The organism is Nocardia sp. NPDC004415 (assembly GCF_053602435.1).
On sequence record NZ_JBSGDP010000015.1, the window covers coordinates 50544 to 71037 of the forward strand.

General features: G+C 70.1%; 24 protein-coding genes. 6 read left to right on the plus strand and 18 right to left on the minus strand.

Annotated elements, in window-relative coordinates; translation table 11 throughout:
• Positions 1 to 3: 3 nt before the first annotated feature.
• From ACWEMY_RS10110 to ACWEMY_RS10145, 8 genes are all read right to left on the minus strand, one after another.
• A complete protein-coding gene (locus ACWEMY_RS10110; RefSeq protein ID WP_452389701.1) occupies positions 4 to 807 on the minus strand; it encodes an amino acid ABC transporter substrate-binding protein in 804 nt (267 codons plus the stop codon).
• A 19-nt stretch (positions 808 to 826) separates the two neighbouring features.
• A complete protein-coding gene (locus ACWEMY_RS10115; protein WP_452389702.1) occupies positions 827 to 1354 on the minus strand; it encodes an NINE protein in 528 nt (175 codons plus the stop codon).
• A 130-nt stretch (positions 1355 to 1484) separates the two neighbouring features.
• Positions 1485 to 2531, minus strand: a complete 1047-nt coding sequence (lgt, locus tag ACWEMY_RS10120) for a prolipoprotein diacylglyceryl transferase (RefSeq protein WP_452389703.1) — start codon at positions 2529 to 2531, stop codon at positions 1485 to 1487.
• Between the two features lie 76 nt (positions 2532 to 2607).
• On the minus strand, positions 2608 to 3408 hold the full coding sequence (gene trpA / locus ACWEMY_RS10125; protein ID WP_375938143.1) for a tryptophan synthase subunit alpha: 801 nt from the start codon (positions 3406 to 3408) through the stop codon (positions 2608 to 2610).
• Positions 3405 to 4667, minus strand: coding sequence for a tryptophan synthase subunit beta (gene trpB, locus ACWEMY_RS10130; protein WP_375938140.1), 1263 nt, complete (start codon positions 4665 to 4667; stop codon positions 3405 to 3407). Before trpB ends, trpA begins: the two co-directional genes overlap by 4 nt.
• Positions 4664 to 5485 (minus strand): indole-3-glycerol phosphate synthase TrpC, encoded by an 822-nt coding sequence (trpC, locus tag ACWEMY_RS10135; protein ID WP_278265958.1) that lies wholly within the window; start codon positions 5483 to 5485, stop codon positions 4664 to 4666. Before trpC ends, trpB begins: the two co-directional genes overlap by 4 nt.
• A 115-nt stretch (positions 5486 to 5600) precedes the next feature.
• Positions 5601 to 6278, minus strand: a complete 678-nt coding sequence (locus ACWEMY_RS10140) for a TIGR02234 family membrane protein (RefSeq protein WP_452389704.1) — start codon at positions 6276 to 6278, stop codon at positions 5601 to 5603.
• Positions 6275 to 7813, minus strand: coding sequence for an anthranilate synthase component I (locus tag ACWEMY_RS10145; RefSeq protein ID WP_375938134.1), 1539 nt, complete (start codon positions 7811 to 7813; stop codon positions 6275 to 6277). The genes ACWEMY_RS10140 and ACWEMY_RS10145 overlap by 4 nt, the downstream gene beginning before the upstream one ends.
• 138 nt (positions 7814 to 7951) lie before the next feature.
• Between ACWEMY_RS10145 and ACWEMY_RS10150 the strand changes: the two genes are divergently transcribed.
• From ACWEMY_RS10150 to ACWEMY_RS10165, 4 genes are all read left to right on the plus strand, one after another.
• Positions 7952 to 8227: a hypothetical protein gene (locus ACWEMY_RS10150; protein WP_452389705.1), complete on the plus strand. Its 276-nt coding sequence runs from the start codon at positions 7952 to 7954 to the stop codon at positions 8225 to 8227.
• 113 nt (positions 8228 to 8340) lie between these two features.
• Positions 8341 to 8811 carry a peroxiredoxin gene (locus ACWEMY_RS10155; protein ID WP_452389706.1) on the plus strand — a complete coding sequence of 157 codons (471 nt, stop codon included), beginning with the start codon at positions 8341 to 8343 and terminating at the stop codon, positions 8809 to 8811.
• A gap of 65 nt (positions 8812 to 8876) precedes the next feature.
• Positions 8877 to 9437, plus strand: coding sequence for a permease (locus ACWEMY_RS10160; protein WP_375938125.1), 561 nt, complete (start codon positions 8877 to 8879; stop codon positions 9435 to 9437).
• Positions 9438 to 9574: 137 nt separating this feature from the next.
• On the plus strand, positions 9575 to 10036 hold the full coding sequence (locus ACWEMY_RS10165) for a MarR family winged helix-turn-helix transcriptional regulator (protein WP_452389707.1): 462 nt from the start codon (positions 9575 to 9577) through the stop codon (positions 10034 to 10036).
• 2 nt (positions 10037 to 10038) lie between these two features.
• On the opposite strand, the gene hisI is transcribed toward ACWEMY_RS10165, so the two are convergent.
• Together hisI and ACWEMY_RS10175 are read right to left on the minus strand one after the other, a co-directional pair.
• The gene (gene hisI, locus ACWEMY_RS10170) at positions 10039 to 10383 is read right to left on the minus strand and encodes a phosphoribosyl-AMP cyclohydrolase (protein WP_375938119.1); all 345 of its coding nucleotides are present in this window, start codon (positions 10381 to 10383) and stop codon (positions 10039 to 10041) included.
• Positions 10384 to 10532: 149 nt separating this feature from the next.
• Complete coding sequence (locus tag ACWEMY_RS10175) at positions 10533 to 11681, minus strand: RNA-guided endonuclease InsQ/TnpB family protein (RefSeq protein ID WP_452389708.1); 1149 nt, start codon at positions 11679 to 11681, stop codon at positions 10533 to 10535.
• A gap of 361 nt (positions 11682 to 12042) precedes the next feature.
• Here ACWEMY_RS10175 and ACWEMY_RS10180 point away from each other — a divergent pair, with 361 nt between their 5' ends.
• Positions 12043 to 12702: a hypothetical protein gene (locus ACWEMY_RS10180; protein ID WP_452389709.1), complete on the plus strand. Its 660-nt coding sequence runs from the start codon at positions 12043 to 12045 to the stop codon at positions 12700 to 12702.
• Between the two features lie 8 nt (positions 12703 to 12710).
• Here the strand turns inward: ACWEMY_RS10180 and hisF are convergent, their stop codons facing one another.
• From hisF to ACWEMY_RS10200, 4 genes are all read right to left on the minus strand, one after another.
• Positions 12711 to 13514: an imidazole glycerol phosphate synthase subunit HisF gene (gene hisF, locus ACWEMY_RS10185; RefSeq protein ID WP_452389710.1), complete on the minus strand. Its 804-nt coding sequence runs from the start codon at positions 13512 to 13514 to the stop codon at positions 12711 to 12713.
• Positions 13515 to 13518: 4 nt separating this feature from the next.
• Entirely contained in the window at positions 13519 to 14340 is an 822-nt protein-coding gene (locus tag ACWEMY_RS10190; RefSeq protein WP_452389711.1) for an inositol monophosphatase family protein, read from the minus strand.
• A gap of 8 nt (positions 14341 to 14348) precedes the next feature.
• Positions 14349 to 15080, minus strand: coding sequence for a bifunctional 1-(5-phosphoribosyl)-5-((5-phosphoribosylamino)methylideneamino)imidazole-4-carboxamide isomerase/phosphoribosylanthranilate isomerase PriA (priA, locus tag ACWEMY_RS10195; protein ID WP_278265977.1), 732 nt, complete (start codon positions 15078 to 15080; stop codon positions 14349 to 14351).
• Between the two features lie 215 nt (positions 15081 to 15295).
• A complete protein-coding gene (locus tag ACWEMY_RS10200; RefSeq protein ID WP_452389712.1) occupies positions 15296 to 15895 on the minus strand; it encodes a maleylpyruvate isomerase family mycothiol-dependent enzyme in 600 nt (199 codons plus the stop codon).
• A gap of 279 nt (positions 15896 to 16174) precedes the next feature.
• On the opposite strand from ACWEMY_RS10200, the gene ACWEMY_RS10205 reads away from it, so the two are divergent.
• The gene (locus tag ACWEMY_RS10205; RefSeq protein ID WP_452389713.1) at positions 16175 to 17434 is read left to right on the plus strand and encodes a DUF2786 domain-containing protein; all 1260 of its coding nucleotides are present in this window, start codon (positions 16175 to 16177) and stop codon (positions 17432 to 17434) included.
• A gap of 28 nt (positions 17435 to 17462) precedes the next feature.
• On the opposite strand, the gene ACWEMY_RS10210 is transcribed toward ACWEMY_RS10205, so the two are convergent.
• The 4 genes from ACWEMY_RS10210 to hisB form a co-directional block, all read right to left on the minus strand.
• On the minus strand, positions 17463 to 18377 hold the full coding sequence (locus tag ACWEMY_RS10210) for a hypothetical protein (protein ID WP_452389714.1): 915 nt from the start codon (positions 18375 to 18377) through the stop codon (positions 17463 to 17465).
• Positions 18378 to 18684: 307 nt separating this feature from the next.
• Positions 18685 to 19182, minus strand: a complete 498-nt coding sequence (locus ACWEMY_RS10215) for a nitroreductase family deazaflavin-dependent oxidoreductase (RefSeq protein ID WP_452389715.1) — start codon at positions 19180 to 19182, stop codon at positions 18685 to 18687.
• Between the two features lie 55 nt (positions 19183 to 19237).
• A complete protein-coding gene (hisH, locus tag ACWEMY_RS10220; RefSeq protein ID WP_452389716.1) occupies positions 19238 to 19873 on the minus strand; it encodes an imidazole glycerol phosphate synthase subunit HisH in 636 nt (211 codons plus the stop codon).
• Positions 19870 to 20484: an imidazoleglycerol-phosphate dehydratase HisB gene (gene hisB, locus ACWEMY_RS10225; protein ID WP_375938062.1), complete on the minus strand. Its 615-nt coding sequence runs from the start codon at positions 20482 to 20484 to the stop codon at positions 19870 to 19872. The genes hisH and hisB overlap by 4 nt, the downstream gene beginning before the upstream one ends.
• Positions 20485 to 20494: the final 10 nt, after the last annotated feature.

Below are 20494 nucleotides of genomic sequence, written 5' to 3' on the forward strand. Positions count from 1 at the left end.
CCGCTACTTGCTGACGTCGGTGCCGAAGTACTTCTCCGACAGGCGGGCCAGCGTGCCGTCGGCGCGCAACTGCTCGAGCGCCTTGTCGATCTCGGCGATGAGCGCGGTGTCGTCCTTGCGGGCGGCGAACGCCTGCTTGCTGGTCTCGCCGGTCTTGCCCGCGATCTTGATCCCGGTGTCGCCGGTCTTCTTGGTGTACTCGCCCACCGCGAGGGTGTCGTTGACGGTGGCGTCGACCCGGCCCGCCTTCAGCAGCTGCACCGCCTGCACGAAGCCCTCGACCGCCTCGACCTTCGCGCCCGCGTCCTTGGCGACCTGGCTCCAGTTGCTGGTGGCCGACTGCGCGGTGGTCTTGCCGGACAGATCCGCCAGCGAGGTGATGCCGGTGGTGTCGGCCTTGGTGACGATCACGCCCTCGGAGGTCGTATAGGGCTGCGACAGCGCGTACTTCGCGGTGCGCTCCGGGCTGACGGTCACCTGGTTGGCGACCAGATCGAAACGCTTGGACTCGAGTCCGGCGAAGATCGAGTCCCACGGGGTCTGCACGAATTCCACACGCTTGCCGAGCTTCTCGCCGACCGCGCGGGCGACCTCCACGTCGTAGCCGGTGAGCTGGCCGTTGTCCTGGTAGCTGAACGGCGCGTAGGTGCCCTCGGTGCCGACGGTGAGCACGTTCGGGTCGGCGGCCGAGGAGCAGGCCGACAGGCCGGTCGCGGCGACGACGGCGAGCACGGCGGCGGCGAGAAGTTTGCGCGCGGAATTCGCCGGGGAGAAACGCGAAACGGGTACCCCGCGTGAGCGGAGCACCCGTCGCTGTGGTGCGGGATCAGTCGCGCAGCGGGCGGCCCTGCACGTCGGGCACCTTGCCGGTGAGCATCATGATGCCGTCGATCAGCGTCCAGATCGCGCCGAGACCGCAGGTGCAGATGGTGACCGCGATCTGGGCGATACCCAGGCCGGTGTAGCCGAGGTAGAACCGGCCGATACCGAGACCACCGACGAAGATCTGCAGCAGACCGGCGATCAGCTTCTGCTTGTCGGAGTACGGGACGCCGTACATGTCCCGGCCGAAGGGCGCCTCCGGGTCGGCGGGGTTGTAGCCGGGCGGCATGCCGTAGGCGGGCGCGTACCCGGGCTGCGGCTGGGCGTACGGGTCGGCGGGCTGCCCGTACTGCGGCTGCGGCTGCCCGTACTGCGGCTGGCCGTAGCCGGGCTGCTGCGCGTAGGGGTCCGAGGGCTGGCCGTAGCCCGGCTGCTGCGCGTACGGGTCCGAGGGCTGGCCGTACTGCGGCTGACCGGGCTGCTTACCCAGGTCGGGCCCGTACTGCGGATTGGGGTTGTAGGGGTCGGTCACTCATGCCTCCATCATTCGTGCGGGTACCCGTCTCGGCCCCGTCCCTCGGCTCGCGACACTCCAGCGACATATCGCGGCGGGTGCCCGGAATGTTGCCGCACCACCGCCGTTTTGGCGAACCGGCCGCTGATCAGGACTTCTTCGCGGTCGCTTCGGTCGCTTCGGCGTCGGTATCGGCGGTCTCGGTCTCTTCGTCGTCCGGTGTGCCGGGTGCTTCGGTCTTCTTCGTGACGTCCACCGGGGTGGTCGCGGTGTCGCCGCCGGACGCACCGGCGGCGCGCAGGGCCGCGATCTGCCACGGCCACGGCCGCGGCTCGGCGCCCGGCTGCAGCTGTTCGGGGGTCTCGCGGCCCTTGGTCGCCAGCGCGAAGTAGGCCATCGCGCCGAGGAAGACCAGCGCGGAGGTGAAGGAGTTGATCCGGATGCCGAGGACGTGGGTGGCCTCGTCGTTGCGCATCAGCTCGACGAAGAACCGGCCGAAGCTGTACCCGGCGACGTAGAGCGCGAACAGCCTGCCGTGCCCGATCTTGAAGCGCTTGTCCAGCTGCACCAGCAACACCACGACCAGGATGTTCCACACCATCTCGTAGAGGAAGGTGGGGTGCACGACCTCCTGGACCTGGCCGGTGGACACGCCGTTCATCATGTCGCGCGCGCCGGTCTCGGGGTCGAAGCGGTTGTAGATCTCGAGGCCCCACGGCACCTCGGTGGTGCGGCCGTAGAGCTCCTGGTTGAAGTAGTTGCCGAGCCGGCCGATGGCCTGGGCCAGCAGCACCGCGGGCGCGATGGCGTCACCGAGCGCGGGCAGCGGGATCTTGTACACCCGGCAGCCGATCCAGGCGCCGACGCCGCCGAAGAACACCGCGCCCCAGATGCCGAGCCCGCCCTGCCAGATGTAGAGCGCCTCGACCGGGTTCTTGCCCTCGCCGAAGTACTTCTGCCAGTCGGTCGCGACATGGTAGATCCGGCCGCCGATCAGGCCGAACGGCACCGCGAACATGGCGACGTCGAGCACCGCGCCCGGTTGACCACCACGCTCGCGCCACCGCCGCTCACCCCACCAGATGGCGACGACGATGCCGAGGATGATGCACAGCGCGTACGCGCGCAGCGGAAAGGGTCCGAGCTGCCAGACGCCCTGGGGCGGACTCGGTATGTAGGCCAGGACTGGATTCACGCGACCCACGTTAGTGCAGCCCGGGACAGACCTCGGGCCCGGCAGCACCTCGGCGGCCGGGCCCGGGCAACGACGATCAGGAACGCACGGTCGCCGCGCGCACACCCTCGGCGAGTTCGGAGGTCAGCGCGCGCACCGCGTCCAGGCTCTCCCCCGCGGCCGAGACCAGCGCCGATCCGACGATCACGCCGTCGGCGTAGGCGGCGATCTCGGCGGCCTGGGCCCCCGAGCGCACGCCCAGACCCACGCCGATCGGGATGTCGGAGTGCGCGCGGATGCGGGCGCACAGCGCGGGCGCGGCCGAGGAGACCGCGTCGCGGGCACCGGTGACACCCATGGTCGAGGCCGCGTAGATGAAGCCACGCGAGGCCTCGAGGGTCTTGACCAGGCGCTCCTCGGTGGAGGACGGCGCGACCAGGAAGATCCGGTCCAGGTTGTGCGTGGACGAGGCGACGAACCAGTCGTCGGCCTCGTCGGGGATCAGGTTCGGGGTGATGATGCCCGCCCCGCCCGCCGAGGCCAGGTCGCGGGCGAAGGTGTCGACGCCGTAGCGCAGCACCGGGTTCCAGTAGCTCATCACCACGGCCTGGCCACCGGCGGAGGTGATGGCCTCGACCACGGAGAACACGTCGCGCACCCGCACCCCACCGCGCAGGGCCTGCTCGGCGGCGACCTGGATGGTCGGGCCGTCCATCACCGGATCGGAGTAGGCGACGCCGACTTCGACGATGTCGCAACCGGATTCGACCATCGCCCGGCACACCTCGATGGACCCGGCCAGATCGGGATAGCCCGCGGGCAGGTAGCCGATCAGGGCGGCCCGGCCCTCCGCGCGCGCGGCGGCGAAGGTGTTGGCCAGACGGGACTGCTGACTCACTGCTGGTTCTCCTCGGCGGCGTCGTCGTCGAACAGACCGAACCAGCGGCCCGCGGTGTCCATGTCCTTGTCGCCGCGACCGGACAGGTTGCACAGGATGATGGCGCCGGGGCCGAGCTGCTCGCCCAGCTTCAGCGCACCCGCGACGGCGTGCGCGGACTCGATGGCCGGGATGATGCCCTCGGTGCGCGAGAGCAGCAGCAGCGCGTCCATCGCCTCGGTGTCGGTGATCGGCTCGTACTCGGCGCGGCCGATGTCCTTGAGGTAGGCGTGCTCGGGGCCGACACCCGGGTAGTCCAGACCGGCCGAGATCGAATGCGACTCGATGGTCTGGCCGTCCTCGTCCTGCAACAAGTACGAGTAGGCGCCCTGGAAAGCACCCGGGGTGCCGCCGGTGAAGGTGGCCGCGTGGCGTCCGGTCTCGACACCGTCACCGGCGGCCTCGTAGCCGATCAGCCGGACCCCGGCGTCGGGGATGAAGGCGTGGAAGATGCCGATGGCGTTGGAGCCGCCGCCGACGCAGGCCACGACCGCGTCGGGCAGCCGGTCGACGCGCTCGAGGATCTGCTCGCGGGCCTCGAGCCCGACCACGCGCTGGAAATCACGCACCAGCAGCGGGAACGGGTGCGGGCCCGCGGCGGTGCCGAAGCAGTAGTAGGTGTCGTCGGCGTTGGACACCCAGTCGCGCAGGGCCTCGTTGATGGCGTCCTTGAGCGTCTGCGAGCCGGTGGTCACCGAGACCACGCGCGCGCCGAGCAGGCGCATGCGGGCGACGTTGAGGGCCTGGCGGGCGGTGTCGACCGCGCCCATGTAGATCACGCAGTCCAGGCCGAGCAGCGCGCAGGCGGTCGCGGTGGCGACGCCGTGCTGGCCCGCGCCGGTCTCGGCGATGACGCGCGTCTTGCCCATCCGCTTGGCCAGCAGGGCCTGGCCGAGCACATTGTTGATCTTGTGCGAGCCGGTGTGGTTGAGGTCCTCGCGCTTGAGGAAGATCCGCGCGCCGCCCGCGTGCTCGGCGAGGCGGGTGCATTCGAACACCGGCGACGGACGGCCGGTGTAGTCGCGCTGGAGCCGGTCGAGCTCGTCGAGGAAGGTGTGGTCGGTACGCACCTTGTCGTATTCGGCGGTGACCTCCTCGATCACCGCCATCAGCGCCTCGGGCACGTGCCTGCCGCCGTAGACGCCGAAGTGACCGCCCGCGTCGGGCTCGTAGTCGCTGGGCTGGGCGACGCCCGCGCTGGCCTGGGGCAGCGCGGTCACCGGATGCTCCGCCGGGCCGGCTTCGGGCAGGACGGATGGGTGCCCGCGGTCACCAGCTCGGAGACGGCGGCGCGCGGGTTACCGCTGGTCACCAGTCCTTCGCCGACCAGGACCGCGTCGGCACCGGCCCCGGCGTAGGCCAGCAGGTCGGCGGTGCCGCGGATGCCGGACTCGGCCACCCGGATGACCTCCGAGGGCAGGCCGGGCGCGATCCGCGCGAAGACGTCACGGTCGACGTCGAGGGTCTTGAGGTTGCGGGCGTTGACACCGATCACCGAGGCACCGGCCTCGAGCGCGCGGTCGGCCTCCTCCTCGGTGTGCACCTCCACCAGGGCGGTCATGCCGAGGGATTCGGTGCGGTCGATCAGCGCGGAGAGCACGTCCTGTTCGAGCGCGGCCACGATCAGCAGGATCACGTCGGCGCCGTGCGCGCGGGCCTCGTGGATCTGGTACGGGCCGACGACGAAGTCCTTGCGCAGGACCGGGATGTTCACCGCGGCGCGCACGGCGTCGAGGTCGTCGAGCGACCCGCCGAAGCGCCTGCTCTCGGTGAGCACGCTGATGATGCGCGCGCCGCCGTCCTCGTAGGCCTTGGCCAGCACGGCCGGGTCCGGGATGTCGGCCAGCGCGCCCTTGGAGGGGCTGGCACGCTTCACCTCGGCGATGACACCGATCCCGTCCTCGTGCAGGGCGGCGCGGGCGTCCAGCGGCGCCTTGGCGGCGGCCGCTGCGGCTTTGATCGCCTGAAAATCGAGGAGGGCTTCACGAGCGGCAACATCCGCCCGAACCCCGTCGAGAATCGAGTCGAGTACCGTCATCTGGCTCGAATCCTTTCTGGGGAGACGAACTTCTCACCCGAGAGTCCCCTCAGGCGCTGTCTCACCGATGCTGGTCAAGAATAGTGGTTGCCGCGGATGTCAAGTGCGGCGGGGGTCACGGTTTCCGGTCGCCGGGCGCGGTGTCGTCGTCCGGGTCCTCGGTGGGGTCGGTGCCCGCGTCCAGCGCGTCCCAGAGCACCCGATCCGACAGCGGCGCCGCGGCACCGTCGTCCTCGCGCTGCTTGCTCACCTGGGCGCTGGCGTCGGCGCGGCGGAAGACCGGGTTGTCGTACTTGCCCGACAGCTCGGTGCTCGCAGCGGCGCGGCGGGTCAGCAGGACCCCGGCGGTGAGCGCGCACAGCGCGGCCACGATCGACAGGATCGCGGGCGCGAGATGCGTCTGGGCGCTCTCGACGACCGCGCGCACCGGCAGTTCGGCCAGCGTGCCCGCCCGCTCGGCGGTGCGGCCCGCCCCCACGGTCAGCGCGAAGCCGGGCACCGCGGCGACGGCGGCGACCACCGCGATCACCACACCCAGCAGCTGGCGCAGCCCGCCCTTGACCGCGAACACCGCCGCGATCGAGGCGACCAGCACCAGCGCCAGCGGGGTGAGCGCGCCGAACCAGGTGGCGCCGTCGAGGTCGTCGGTGCGCGGTTCGGTGAGCCCGTCGGCGGAGCGCACCGTCACCCAGGTCATCCGCGAGGACGCCCACAGCCCGGCCGCGGCCAGCGCCAGCAGCGCGACCGGGACGACCGGCTTGGCCTGCGCGGGAGCGGGGGCGGCTGCGGTCATGCCGGTCCGCCCTCGTAGGTGCGCAGGGTCTGGGCGGCGGCGATCGCGCGCAGCACGGCCATGGCCTTGTTGCGGGCCTCGGTGTCCTCGGCGACCGGATCGGAGTCGGCCACCACGCCCGCGCCCGCCTGCACGTAGGCGGTGCCGTCCTTGAGCAGCGCGGTGCGGATGGCGATGGCGGTGTCGGCGTCACCGGCGAAGTCGAGATAGCCGACCACACCGCCGTAGATCCCGCGCCGGGTGGGCTCGAGCTCCTCGATCAGTTCCATCGCGCGGACCTTGGGCGCGCCGGAGAGCGTGCCCGCCGGGAAGCAGGCGCGCACCGCGTCCAGCGCGACCTTGCCCTCGGCCAGCTGCCCGGACACCGTGGAGACCAGGTGCATGACGTGGCTGTAGCGCTCGACGTGGCGGTACTGGGTGACGCGCACCGTGCCAGGACGGCAGACCCGGCCCAGGTCGTTGCGGCCGAGGTCGACGAGCATCAGGTGCTCGGCGTTCTCCTTCTCGTCGGCGAGCAGGTCCTTCTCCAGCAGGATGTCGTCCTCGGCGCTCTCGCCGCGCCAGCGGGTACCCGCGATCGGATGCGTGGTGGCCACCCCGTCCTTCACGGTGACCAGCGATTCCGGGCTCGACCCGACGATGGAGAACGCGGTGCCGCCCGCGCCGTCGGGGATGTGCATCAGATACATGTACGGGCTCGGGTTGGACGCGCGCAGCATCCGGTAGACCGCCAGCGGGTCGCCGGTGTAGTCCATCTCGAAGCGCTGCGAGAGCACCACCTGGAACGCCTCGCCCGCCTCGATCTCCTTGATCAGGCGGCGCACGCCGGTGCCGAACTCCTCGGTGGTGCGCCTGCGCAGGAACTGCGGGTCGGGCTGGTCGAACACCGAGACCGTGGAGGGCGCGGGGGTGGCCAGCGCGGCGGTCATCCGGTCGAGGCGGGCCACCGCGTCGTCGTAGGCGGCGTCGGCGTTCTCGTCGGTGCCGTTCCAGTTCACCGCGTTGGCGATGAGGGTGATCGCGCCCTCGTGGTGGTCGAAGGCGGCCAGGTCGGTGGCCAGCATGAGCACCAGCTCGGGCAGGCGCAGATCGTCGGTGGCCAGTTCGGGCAGCCGTTCGATCCGGCGCACCGCGTCGTAGCCGAGGTAGCCGACCATGCCGCCGGTCAGCGGGGGCAGGCCGGGCAGACGCTCGGTGCGCAGCAGTTCGAGCGTGCGGTGCAGCACGAGCAGCGGGTCACCGCCGGAGGGGGCGTCGGCCGGGACGGTGCCCAGCCAGGCGGCCTCACCGTCGACGACGGTCAGCGCCGAGGGGCTGCCCGCGCCGATGAACGACCAGCGCGACCACGACCGGCCGTTCTCGGCGGACTCGAACAGGAAGGTGCCCGGCCGGTCGCCGGCGAGCTTGCGGTAGGCCGAGAGCGGAGTCTCGGAGTCCGCCAGCACCTTTCGGGTCACCGGGACCACCCGGTGCTCGGCGGCGAGCAGCCGGAACTGGTCGCGGGTCGTGGTGGTCGATGTCGGCGCGCCCTGCATGCGGCCCATCATCCCAGGCGTGCCGGGACCGCCGCGCGCTGACCCGACCCCGCGCCGGAACCGGCGGTGACCGGCATCACTACACTCGCGCGCGTTCCATGTCGCATGCGGTAACCCCTTTTTCCGAGAGGAGCAAAGTTGTACCCCTCGCACCAGGGCGCACAGGACGGCCGGCTGGCCGCCCCGTCGCAGCAGCACTACGGTCCGGGCCAGAAGGCCGCCACCACGAGCGCGCTGAACTCGTTCGTCACCTACGCCAAGGCCATGCAGGATCTGGACAAGGCCAAGTTCCCGGACGAGTACGCCGGGCACAGTGAACTCATCCGCGGCCTCGAGCCGCTGCTGCGCGCGCACGGCATCCTCGACGTGATGCAGGTCAAGAGCCCGGAGATCGCCGCGCTGCTCGAGCGCTAGGCCGCCACGGCGGGTGCGGTCCGTCGGGGGCGGCGCCGGCCGGGATCGATCCCCGTTCGCCCGCGCGGACGGGGATCTTCCGTTCCCGGCCCCGCGCTGGCTAGGGTCGACGGATGCAGCCAGGCCAGACCGCGCCCCCGTTCGAACTCCCCGACCAGACCGGCACCGCCCGCTCGCTCGACGGCCTGCTCGCCGACGGCCCGCTGGTGCTGTTCTTCTACCCCGCCGCCAACACCCCGGTGTGCACGGCCGAGGCCTGCCACTTCCGCGATCTGAGCGCGGAGTTCGCCGCCCTCGGCGCCACCTGCGTCGGCATCAGCACCGACAGTGTCGACGTGCAGGCCGGTTTCGCCACCAAGCAGCGCCTGGACTACCCCGTGCTCTCCGATTCCGACGGCGCGGTGGCCGCGGCCTTCGGCGTCAAGCGTGGTCTGCTGGGCAAGCTGGCCCCGGTCAAACGGCACACCTTCGTCATCGACACCGATCGCACCGTCCTGAAGGTCGTCACCGGCGAACTGCGCGCCGCCGTGCACGCCGACGAGGCGCTGGCCTTCCTGCGCGAGCGAGCGGACAGCAAGAGCTGACCCGATCGTGAAACGCCGGGCCGCGGATCGCGGCCCGGTACCGCGACCGCACCTACGCTGGGGAGATGACATCCGGCGAGGTGCAGTCGAGCGGTCAGAAGCCCACGGCCACCGTGTGGCGCAATCGGGCGATCATCACTCTCGCCACGGCCGTGGTGCTGGTGATCGCCTATTTCATCCTCTCGTCGTTCGTGCCGCGCTGGTGGGCGCAGCGGCTGGCGAGCCTGGTGCACGGCAGTTTCAGCTCCGGCATCTGGTGGGGCCTGGTCTACGGGCTGGTGTTCACGCTGGTCCCGCTGCTGCTGATCCTGCTCGCGGTGCGGATGTGGAAACGCAAGGGCGGCAGGTTCATCGCCGGTGCGGCGGTGATCGTCGCGCTGCTCACCGCGCTGCCGAATCTGATGACGCTGACCATCGTGCTGGGCGGCAACAATGCCGCGCACGCCGGCGAGCGCATTCTCGATGTCGACGCACCGGCCTTCCGCGGTGCCTGCCTGGTCGGCGCGATCATCGCCGCGGCGCTGTTCGCGCTGCTGCTGGCGCTGATGGGCAAGCGCGGACTCGACCGCCGCAAGGCCGCCAAGACCACGCCGGTCGCCGAACCGCCTGCCGCTCCGCCCGTCTGAGACCGGACTCGCCTTGCTGTGAGTGACCTCACGAGGACCGCCAACTCGCGGACGTCGTAGCGACGTCGTGGCAAACTCGGTTCGGTGCGCGACCCACTCCCTCCCCCCTGTCATCCGGCCGCGAGGCAGTCCCGGCGATGACCCAGTGGCTCGACCCGGTCGAACAACGCGCATGGCAGGCGATCGTCGCCCTCATGACCCGGATCCCCGGGGCACTGGACACCCGCCTGCAGCGGGAGTCCGGGCTCACCCATTTCGAGTTCCGCGTGCTGAGCCTGCTGTCGGAGGAGGCCGGGCACCGCATGCAGCTCAGTGACCTCGCCCACAAGGCAAATGCGTCGCTATCGCGGCTCTCGCACGTGGTGTCGAAACTGGAGCGCCTCGGCTGGGCCCGGCGCGACTCCACCGCGGGCAGACGCGGCGTCCACGCGGTACTCACCGACGCCGGTTTCGAGAAGGTCGTCGCCGCGGCGCCGGGCTATGTCGATGCGGTGCGCAAACTCGTCCTCGACGGTCTCGACCGGGACCAGACCGCGCAGCTCGCCGCGCTCGGCGAGGTGCTCTCCGACCGGCTGAACCGGATTCCCGAGGACGGCTAGGGCTAGTTCGCGCCGAGCAGCACGTCGGTGTCGAAGCAGGTGTGCGTGCCGGTGTGGCAGGCCGCGCCCTCCTGGTCGACGATGAGCAGCACGGTGTCGCCGTCGCAGTCCAGGCGCACCTCGTGCACGTACTGGGTGTGGCCGGAGGTCTCGCCCTTGACCCAGTACTGCTGCCGGGAGCGCGAGTAGTAGGTGGCCTTGCGGGTGGCCAGGGTGCGGGCCAGCGCCTCGTCGTCCATCCAGGCCATCATCAGCACGTCACCGGTCGCCTTCTCCTGGGCGACCGCGGCGACCAGGCCCGCCTCGTTGCGCTTGAGACGGGTGGCGATGGCGGGATCCAGACTCATGCCTCGTTTATAACAGCAACTCGATCGCCACCAGCAGTTCGAGCACTGATCAGATCGGTTTGACGTCCTCCCCGGCCTGAGGCCAAGGATTCCTACCAGCGCTGGCAGCGCTCTTGGTGGGTTCCTGTTTCGTCGAGCCACGCTCCCCGCTACGCGGGCAGACTTACCGTCTCTCCGCAGGCGTTTAGCCTCTCCGCCCGTCCGGCGGCGAGGATGTTCTTCGCGGCGTTCAGATCGCGATCGTGGACCACCCCACACGGACACGCCCAAGTACGGACCGACAACGGTTTCGGCCCGTCCACTCGCCCGCAGTCCGAGCAGATTTGTGAGGACGGAAAGAACCTGTCAACCTTCACCACCACCCGCCCATATCGGGAGGCTTTCTCCTCCAACGTGCGGATGAACATGCCCCAACCGGCATCATGGACCGATTTCGCCATGCGACTCCGCGCCAAACCTTTGACGCACAGACCCTCGACGTACACCGCTTGGTTATCGCGGATGATCGTCGTGGACTGTTTGTGCGCGAAGTCGCGCCTGGCGTCGGCCACTTTCGCGTGGGTCTTGGCGACACGGGTGCGTGCCTTGGCCCGGTTCTTGCTGTCCTTGTCTTTGCGGGACAGGGCTTGTTGCGCCTTGCGGAGTTTACGTTCGGCGCGGCGCAGGAACGTGGGTGAGGTGATGGTCTCACCGTTCGACAGGACCGCGAACGTGGTCAGGCCCAGATCGATACCGACCTCGGTGTCCGTCTCGGGCAGCGGCTCGTCGGTCATCTCGACCACGAACGAGGCGAAGTACCTTCCAGCAGCATCCTTGATGACCGTCACGCTCGACAGCTCCGACGGCAGTACACGGGACCAGCGAACCAACACGTCACCGATCTTCGGCAACCGTAGCTTCCCGCCCAGCGTCACCTCGAAACGCGCGTTGCGAGTAAACCGGATCGCCTGCCGATTGTCGCGACGCGACCTGAATCGGGGTGCGCCCAGTTTCGGCCCCTTGCGTTTGCCGGTGATCGAGGCGAAGAAATTCCGATACGCGGTGTTCGCATCCGCAAGTGCCTGCTGCAACACCACCGACGACACTTCAGCCAACCAAGCCCGCTCCGGCGTCTTCTTCATCGCAGTCAGGGATTTCGACAGTTCCGCGTCCTTCGGGTACGGCAAACCATCCCGCCGGGCCTGCTCGCGGGTGTGGATCGCGTCGTTGTACACCACCCGCGCGCACCCGAACGCCCGGACCAACGCGATCTGTTGGCCGGGGGTCGGGTAGACGCGGAATCTGTACCGCAACTGCATGTTCAGAGAGTATCCCAAGGGTCTGACACGCTCGGCGGTCGTAGCAGGGCAGCTAGGCACGAATCCTTGCTATCGCAGCGGGGCGACCCGGGGGTGGCCTCGCCTCCTGAGCCGGGCCTGCGCCGCGTTTGCGCCCGGCCCGGCGCAGGGCAGCCGCGATGCGGGCTTGGTGAGCTTCGCTGCCTCGGCGGGCCTCGACGCGATGGCCAGGAGCGCGCGGGCTTGGGTTCGGCGAGGTTGGTGGCCGGAATCCTCGCAGTAGACAACACACAATGGGCGTGGTCGGTGCCGTCCGGATTCGACAATGTCGAACAGGGTTATCTACGATTCCGTCGAATTGTTGTGCTCGGAGGGGGATTTCATGCATCCGCATCAGCCGTACCAGCGTTATCCGTACCAGCCCGGTTATCCGCAGCAGGGTGGCTATCCGCAGCAGCCCGGTCATCCGCAGCCCGGCTATCCGCCACAGCAGTTCCCGCCCGCGGGGCAGCCCAGTGGGGGTGTCCAGCAGCACGGGGACACGATCGAGGTCACCTATGTGTGTGACGACCGCACCGCCCGCCGGGTGAGCCGCGGCGCCGCCCTGGTCACCTTCCGGCTGCCCGCGAAATGGGCGTTCCTGCTCGCGCTTCCAGCGTTCCTGCTGGTCCGCGGCACCGTCAAGCTGCTGTCCGACGGCGGCCACGCGGACATCGGCGAGATGTTCGGCGCCTTCTTCATCGTGCTCGGTTTCGAACTCGTGGTGATCGGCCTGGTCACCGCCTGGCAGCTGGCCCGGGTGAACCCCAAGTTCACCGCGGTCGCCGGTCCCGGCCACCGGATCACCGCCCGCTACACCCGCGACGCGATGCAGCTCGAGCAGACCAGCGGTCAGGTCACCAACCGCTACGCCGACATCAAGAAGGTGATCGTCGTGGGCGACACGGTGTTCCTGCAGCCGGTGGGCACCCAGGGCTTCGTCCTGCCCAACGATGTGGTGCCCGCGGCCGCGCTGGCCCGATTGCGCGGCACCGGAGCCTGAGCGCGAGGTCAGCGGACGGTGATGCCGTCCGCCGACATCGCGGACTTGACCTGGCCGATGGTCAGGTCGCCGAAGTGGAACACGCTGGCGGCCAGCACCGCGTCGGCCCCGGCGTGCACCGCGGGCGGGAAGTGCTCGACCTTGCCCGCGCCGCCGGAGGCGATCACCGGCACCTTCACCGCCGCGCGCACCGCCGCGATCATCGGCAGGTCGAAGCCCGCCTTGGTGCCGTCGGCGTCCATCGAGTTCAGCAGGATCTCGCCGACACCCAGCTCGGCGCCGCGAATCGCCCACTCGACCGCGTCGATGCCGGTGCCGCGCTTGCCGCCGTGGGTGGTGACCTCCCAGCCCGACGGGGTGTCGGGCTGCCCGTCGGGCACGGTGCGCGCGTCGACCGAGAGCACGATGCACTGCGAACCGAACCGCTGCGACATCTCCGAGAGCACCTCGGGGCGGGCGATGGCGGCGGTGTTCACCGACACCTTGTCCGCGCCCGCGCGCAGCAGCCGGTCGACATCCTCGACCGTGCGCACGCCGCCACCCACCGTCAGCGGGATGAAGATCTGCTCGGCGGTGCGGGTCACCACGTCGAGCATGGTGCCGCGATCGCCGGTGGAGGCGGTGACATCGAGGAAGGTCAGCTCGTCGGCGCCCTGGGCGTCGTAGGTCGCGGCCAGTTCCACCGGGTCGCCCGCGTCGCGCAGGTTCTGGAAGTTGACGCCCTTGACCACCCGGCCCGCGTCCACGTCCAGGCACGGGATGACCCGCACGGCCAGGGTGCTCGCGGTGGCGCTGTCGGTACGCGATGTCATGATCTCAGCCTCGTTCTTCTTCGCTGACCGTACAAATCATTTCCAGCAGTTCCTCGTGCACGCCGGGCGCGGCGGCCAGCACCGAGCCGGAGGTGATGGTCCAGGGCCGCCCGGCCAGGTCGGTGACCACACCGCCCGCAGCGCGCACCAGCGCCACGCCCGCCGCGTTGTCCCAGGGATGATGCCCGAACACGACCGCGCCGCCGAGCACGCCCGCGGCGGTGAACGCCAGGTCGATCCCGGTGGAACCGTGCATGCGCACCCGGGAGGACAGCCTGCTCAGCGCGCCGAGCAGATCGAAACGGAACTGGCCGGGGATGCGGCCCGCCGAGTCGAGGTTGAAGGCGCCGAACCCGATCATCGCGTCGGCGAGTTTGCCCGGCTCCAGCGGCGGCAGCACCGCACCGTCGAGCAGCAGCGGTCCGCCCGCCACCGCGGCGTAGCGGCGTCCGAGCACGGGCAGCCAGGTCAGACCGATGACCGGTTCGCCCTCGTGCACCAGCGCGAGCAGCGTGCCCGACATCGGGTGGCCGGAGGAGTAGTTGAAGGTGCCGTCGATCGGGTCGAGCACCCAGGCCGTGCCCGCGGTGAGCGCGGGGCCGCCGAATTCCTCGCCGTGCACCGCGATACCGGTGCGCTGCCTCAGCTCGGCGGAGATGGTGCGTTCCAGTTCGAGGTCGAGTTCGGTGGCGAAGTCGTTGCGGCCCTTGGTGACCGCGCTCGGCGCACCGACGCCCTCGACGAAGCGCGGGACGGTCGCGTCCAGCACCTGGCCTGCCACGGCCAGCAGATCGGTCAGTTCGGCGGTGCTCGGGGCGGTCGTCATCGGGGCGGTCAGCGCACCGCGGCCAGGGCCTCGGGCAGGGTGAACCGGCCCGCGTACAGCGCCTTGCCGATGATCGCGCCCTCCACGCCGTCCTCGGTGAGCCCGGCGATGGCGACCAGGTCGTCGAGCACCGAGATGCCACCGGAGGCCACCACCGGCGCCTCGGCGGCGTTGGCGACCTCGCTCAGCAGTTCCAGATTGGGGCCGGTCAGCGTGCCGTCCTTGGAGACGTCGGTGACGACGTAGCGCGAGCATCCGTCGCGTTCGAGGCGCTCGAGCACCTCCCACAGGTCGCCGCCGTCGGTGACCCAGCCGCGGCCGCGCAGCCGCCATTCGCCGTCGATCTGCTTGACGTCGAGCCCGACCGCGATCCGGTCGCCGTACTCGCCGAGCACCTTGGCGCACCACTGCGGGTTCTCGATCGCCGCGGTGCCGATATTGACCCGCGCGCAGCCGGTGGCCAGCGCCGCGCGCAGCGAGTCGTCGTCACGGATGCCGCCCGACAGCTCGACCTTCACATCGAGTTCACCGACCACCTGGGCGATGAGATCGCGATTGCTGCCCTTGCCGAAGGCGGCGTCCAGGTCCACGAGATGCACCCACTCGGCGCCCGCCTGCTGCCATGCCAGCGCCGCGTCCCGGGGGGAGCCGTAGCTGGTTTCGCTACCGGCCTCTCCCTGCACGAGGCGCACGGCCTCCCCATTGGCGACATCGACGGCGGGCAACAGCACAAGACTCACGCGATCAGACTAGTGGGTCTGCACCCCGGTTGCCGCCACCGGTCGGCACCGGTGAGGTCCGTGTCACGCGGGCCGTGGACGACACCGGCGCCCACTGCGCACCAATCGCACCACCCCCGAACCCGAACGCCTCGACATGGCGATCACCGTGAAGCTGACCAACGTCTGGGGCCGGTGGCTGGTGAACGAGCTGGACTCGCCGCTGGTGAAGTAGTTCAGCCGCGGCGGCGGAGTTCGGGGACTCCGTCGCCGGTGAGCTCGTCGAGCACTACCGCGCGCCCGACCATGGCCAGGGCGAGCGCCTCACCGGGCCCCCGGACCTCCGGGCCGTCACCGGAGGACCAGTCGACATCGGTGGCGACGAAGCGCAGACCCTTGGTCCGTTTGCCCGGAAAAGCGAAGGGGTCGGGGTGGGACAGGACCGCGGTGAGCCGGTCGGCCGGGATGGTCCGGGCCACGCCTAGGGGACGTCGGATGTCCTGCTGATGAACCGTGAGGTCGGCCAGCATGAGACGCGGCGCGAATTTCGACAGCCGCCCGGATCGGTGCGCGAACCGGTCCACCAGTTCGTCGGTGGGCAGTGCGGCGAAGGATTCGGCGAGCGCGTTGTTGATGCGGTCGACATTTCCGCGGTGCGCGATCGAGGTCCGCAGGTAGGCGAGCGGGCCGAGGGTATCGGTGAGCAGATGCCCGACGACGTCCTTGACCCGCCACCCCGCGCACAGCGACGGCGTATCCCACTGATCCTCGCTCAACCCGCGCAGCAGTTCGATCATCTCCGCGCGTTCCGCGGCCAGCATCCCCCGATAACTCATGAACCCACTCTAGGTATCGATCCCACCGCCCGACACCCCCTTTCGCCACCGCTCCCCCTCCGCGCGAACGCGATCCGCGCGCGGTGACATGCAGCCCGCGCCGTCGGTCCGGCCATGAGTGCCACCATGCTGCCGCGTCATGATCAGCGCGCCGAGTGATTCCCACGCGCGCGACAGTCGCCTGGGCCGATGTCACCGCCGAGGGACCGCCCGACCCGCCGCGGTGACCCCACCGGGGACAATGGTCGCCGAGACTGGACGCCGAGGAGGGCCCGGACCGTGGGCAAGCAGAACCGCCGCCGCCGCCGTACCGGCCGCAAACCGGTGCCGGGGCCGACCTTGGACGCGGCCGCCGTCGCCGGTGACCCCGCCCGGATCGCCGAGGCCGTCGTGACCGCCGCGCTGGCGACCGCCCGGGGCGACAAGGCCGGTGTGCACCGTTTCGTCGACGAGCTCGCGGGACCGGGCCCGCTCCCCGCCGAGGTGGCCGAGGGCACGGCGCGGGCGGGCCGTCGGCTGATCGCGCACGCCTTCGACTCCGGCTGGCTGCCCATGGACGTCCACCAGGCCGCCCGCCGCCGCGTCGACGAGTTCGCCATCGGCTATCTGACCGATCTCATGGCCGAGCACCGCGCGCCCTTCGCCGCGGACACCGTCGACGAGATCTGGCAGACCCAGCTCGACACCCTGGACGCCACCGTCTGGTGGGACACCGACCGCCCGCACCCCGGCCAGTGGGCCGACCGCGCACTGCTGTCCGGCAGCGAGGCACTGGATTCGATCATCACGGCGTTGGCCCTACTGCTCGAGCTCCCCCAGCTGGAGGCGATCTGTCCGCTGCCCGGCACTCCAGCGCGCCCGGTCGTCCACGAGCACGTGGACGCCAAGACCCTGGGCCGCGTCCGCGGTCTGCTCGCGAAGGCCGAGTCGACCTCCTTCGCCGAGGAGGCCGAGGCCCTCTCCGCCAAGGCCCAGGAGTTGATGACCAAGTACGCCATCGACCGCGCGATCCTCGCCCACCACACCACCGACCCGGCGCTCCCCACCGCCCGCCGCCTCTGGCTCGACACCCCCTACACCGACGCCAAAGCCCTGCTCGTCGACCAGGTCACCCGCGCCAACCGCGCCCGCGCCGTCTTCGCCGCCGACTGGGGTTTCGTCACCATCATCGGCGACGACCCCGACCTCGACGCGGTAGAACTCCTCGCCACCTCCCTGCTGGTCCAGGCCACCCGCACCATGATCGACACCGCCCCCGGCACCGGCGATTCCCGCACCCGCGCCTACCGAAAAGCCTTCCTCACCGCCTACGCCACCCGCATCGGCGACCGCCTCACCGCCACCACCGAATCCACCATCGCCCACTCCCCCGACCCCACCACCCTCCTCCCGATCCTCGCCGCCCACCACACCCGCCTCACCCAGGCCCTCACCACCTACTTCCCCACCACCCACACCCGAGGCATCACCATCCGCAGCACCGACGGCTGGGACGCAGGCACCGAAGCCGCCGACCACGCCCACCTCGACCGGCCGTGATTCCGGCGCGCGTGGCCACGACCAGGTTTCACAGGTGGGCGATCACCTCGATCCGGCCGGAATTCTCGTTGGTCACATAGAGCAGGTGGCTCACCGGATCCACGGCTGCTCCGAGGGTTTCCGAGCCGTATGGAGTGGTCCGGGTGATTCCCGAGTACCGCGCAGCCGTGACCTCGCGGGTGCTCGTGTCGATCATCGTCACCACGTCGAAAGCTCCGCCTGTGAGATAGACGGTGTGCGCGACCGGGTCGACCACCGCCGCGAAGGCTCTTCCCCGCACACCCAGCGATACGGCGGCCACCCGCGTACGACTCGTGGTATCGATGAGCGAGACCCAGTTCTCGGCCGGGTGAGTCACGAAGGCCGTCCGCGTCTGCGGGTCGATGGCGATGTGTTCCGGATCTCCGCCTACCTGGACGGTCGTGCTCACGGTGTGCGTGCCTGCGTCGACGACGGAGACTCCCGCCTCGCTGGCGACCCACAGATGATGGGTGTCCGGATCGACCGCCAAGCCACTGGGAGATCCGTCCACCGGAATCGTCGCGACAGTGGCGCGGGTGGCGGTATCCACGACCGTGACGGTCCGGAAGAACCGATTGGCGACGTAGAGGGTGTGGCGCAAGGCGTCCACGACAACCGCGACCGGATCCCCGTCCACCTCGATGATCGCCGTCACCGATTCCCGGTCCGGATCGATGACCAGCACCTGACCTGCGGAGTTCCCACCCACCAGATAGACGAGGTGGGTATCCGTGTCGACCGCGATCGACTGAGGCCCCGAGGGGAAGACCTGGCCCACCGGAATGTCGCCGCTGTGCGTGTGAGTGCGGGTATCGATGACCGACACCGACTGCGTGGCAGCGCCTTCCGCGTACCGCGCGACGAAAGCTCTGCCCGTTTCGGGGTCGATCGCGACACTGGTGGGACTTTCGCCCACCGTCACGGTCGCCTCGACCCGATACGGGCCCGGCCCGAAGTCGGATCCGCCGACCGTGGCCGGATCGGTGGTCGTTGGTGCCGGGACGGTGGTCGTCGACGGCGAAACAGGCGTGGCGACCGGCGCCGACGCGGCACACCCGGATACGGCGATTACTGCCGCCACCGCGAAGGTCGCTCCGACGAAAAGCCTTCTCTTCGAACGCATGTGCCGAAACTAGTCGATCAACCGTCCACGACTGTCGCAGCGACAGCCGGCCCGGCCCGACGCCGCACCACCGCGATCTCCCGGACGAGCCGCGACCGGCCGACGATCAGCGGGCCCGATCGGACCGGGGCCGGAGGATGACGACCGGGATCTCGCGGGCGGCCCAGGATTGGTAGTGGTCGAAGTCGGCGTAGGCGTCGACCAGTAAGGGCCATAGGCGCGCCCGCTGGCGAGGGTCGGCGGTGATGGCGTGGACGGGGTGGAGGGTGCGGCCGATCTGGATGTGGGTGTCGGGTTCGGCGCGGAGATTGCGGTACCACTGCGGATGTGTGGACAGGCCGCCCTGGGAGGCGACGACGATGATGTCCGCGCCGTCGGCGAGATAGAGCAGCGGGGTGGTGTACACCTTCCCGGACTTGCGGCCGCGGTGGTCGAGCAGCAAGGTCGGGACCGGCTTGCGGAAGCCCGCGCCGACACGCCATTTCGCGCCGATCCGCCCACCGGTCCGCCGGTAGACCCACACCTGCGTCTTCCCCATGATCTTGAAGATCTTGGGCAGCATCGGGGAGTCGAGGTGTTTGGGGCGCGGTGGGACGGCGGTCATCCACCGACCATACACATCGACGCCGATGTGTATGGTCGCGATGGCGAAAGGCGATCTAGAGCGAATCGATCCAGTTGCGCAGGAGGTGGGCGCCTGCGTCGCCGGACTTCTCCGGGTGGAACTGGGTGGCCGAGAGGGGGCCGTTCTCGACGGCGGCGAGGAAGGGGACGCCGTGTTCGGACCAGGTGAGGCGGGCGGGGGCGATGTGGTCGCTGTCGGGCAGTTCCCACTGCTGGGCGGCGTAGGAGTGGACGAAGTAGAAGCGGGTGTCGGCGTCCATGCCGGCGAACAGGATGCTGTCGGCGGGGGCCTTCACGGTGTTCCAGCCCATGTGCGGCAGGACGGGGGCGTCCAGGCCCGCGACGGTGCCGGGCCATTCGCCGCAGCCCTCGGTCTCGACACCGAACTCGACGCCGCGGTCGAACAGGATCTGCATGCCCACGCAGATGCCCAGCACCGGACGGCCACCGGCCAGGCGCTGGCCGATCAGGCGCTCCCCGCGGACCGCACGCAGCCCGGCCATGCAGGCCGCGTACGCGCCGACCCCGGGCACGACCAGCCCGTCGGCGGCCAGCGCCACCTGCGGGTCGGCGGTGACCTCCACCTGCGCGCCGGCGCGCACCAGGGCGCGTTCGGCGGAGTGCAGGTTACCGGAGCCGTAGTCGAGCAGGGCGACGGATTTCTTGCTCACAGCACACCTTTCGTGGACGGCACACCGCTGACGCGCGGGTCGATCTCGACGGCCGCGCGCAGGGCGCGGGCGACCGCCTTGAACTCGGCCTCGGTGATGTGGTGCTGGTCGCGGCCGTAGAGCACCCGCACGTGCAGCGCGATCCTGGCGTTCTGCGCGATCGACTCGAAGACGTGCTTGTTGAGCACGGTCGAGTACGAGGCGCCGGGCCCCGCGCTGGGAATGATGGTGTGCACCAGGTGATCCGGCTCGCCGGTGAACACGCAGTACGGCCTGCCGGAGACGTCGACGATGGCGTGCGCGAGGGTCTCGTCCATCGGGATGAACGCGTCGCCGAAGCGGCGGATGCCCTTCTTGTCGCCGAGCGCCTGGCCCAGGGCCTGGCCGAACACGATGGCGGTGTCCTCGACGGTGTGGTGGGCCTCGATCTCGATGTCGCCCTCGGCCCGCACCACCAGGTCGAACCCGCCGTGCTGGCCGAGCGCGGTCAGCATGTGGTCGTAGAACGGCACGCCGGTGCTGATCTCGGTCTTGCCGGTGCCGTCGAGGTTCAGCTCGACGAGGATGCTGGATTCCTTGGTGACGCGCTCGACCCGCGCTGTTCTGCTCATATCGATTGCC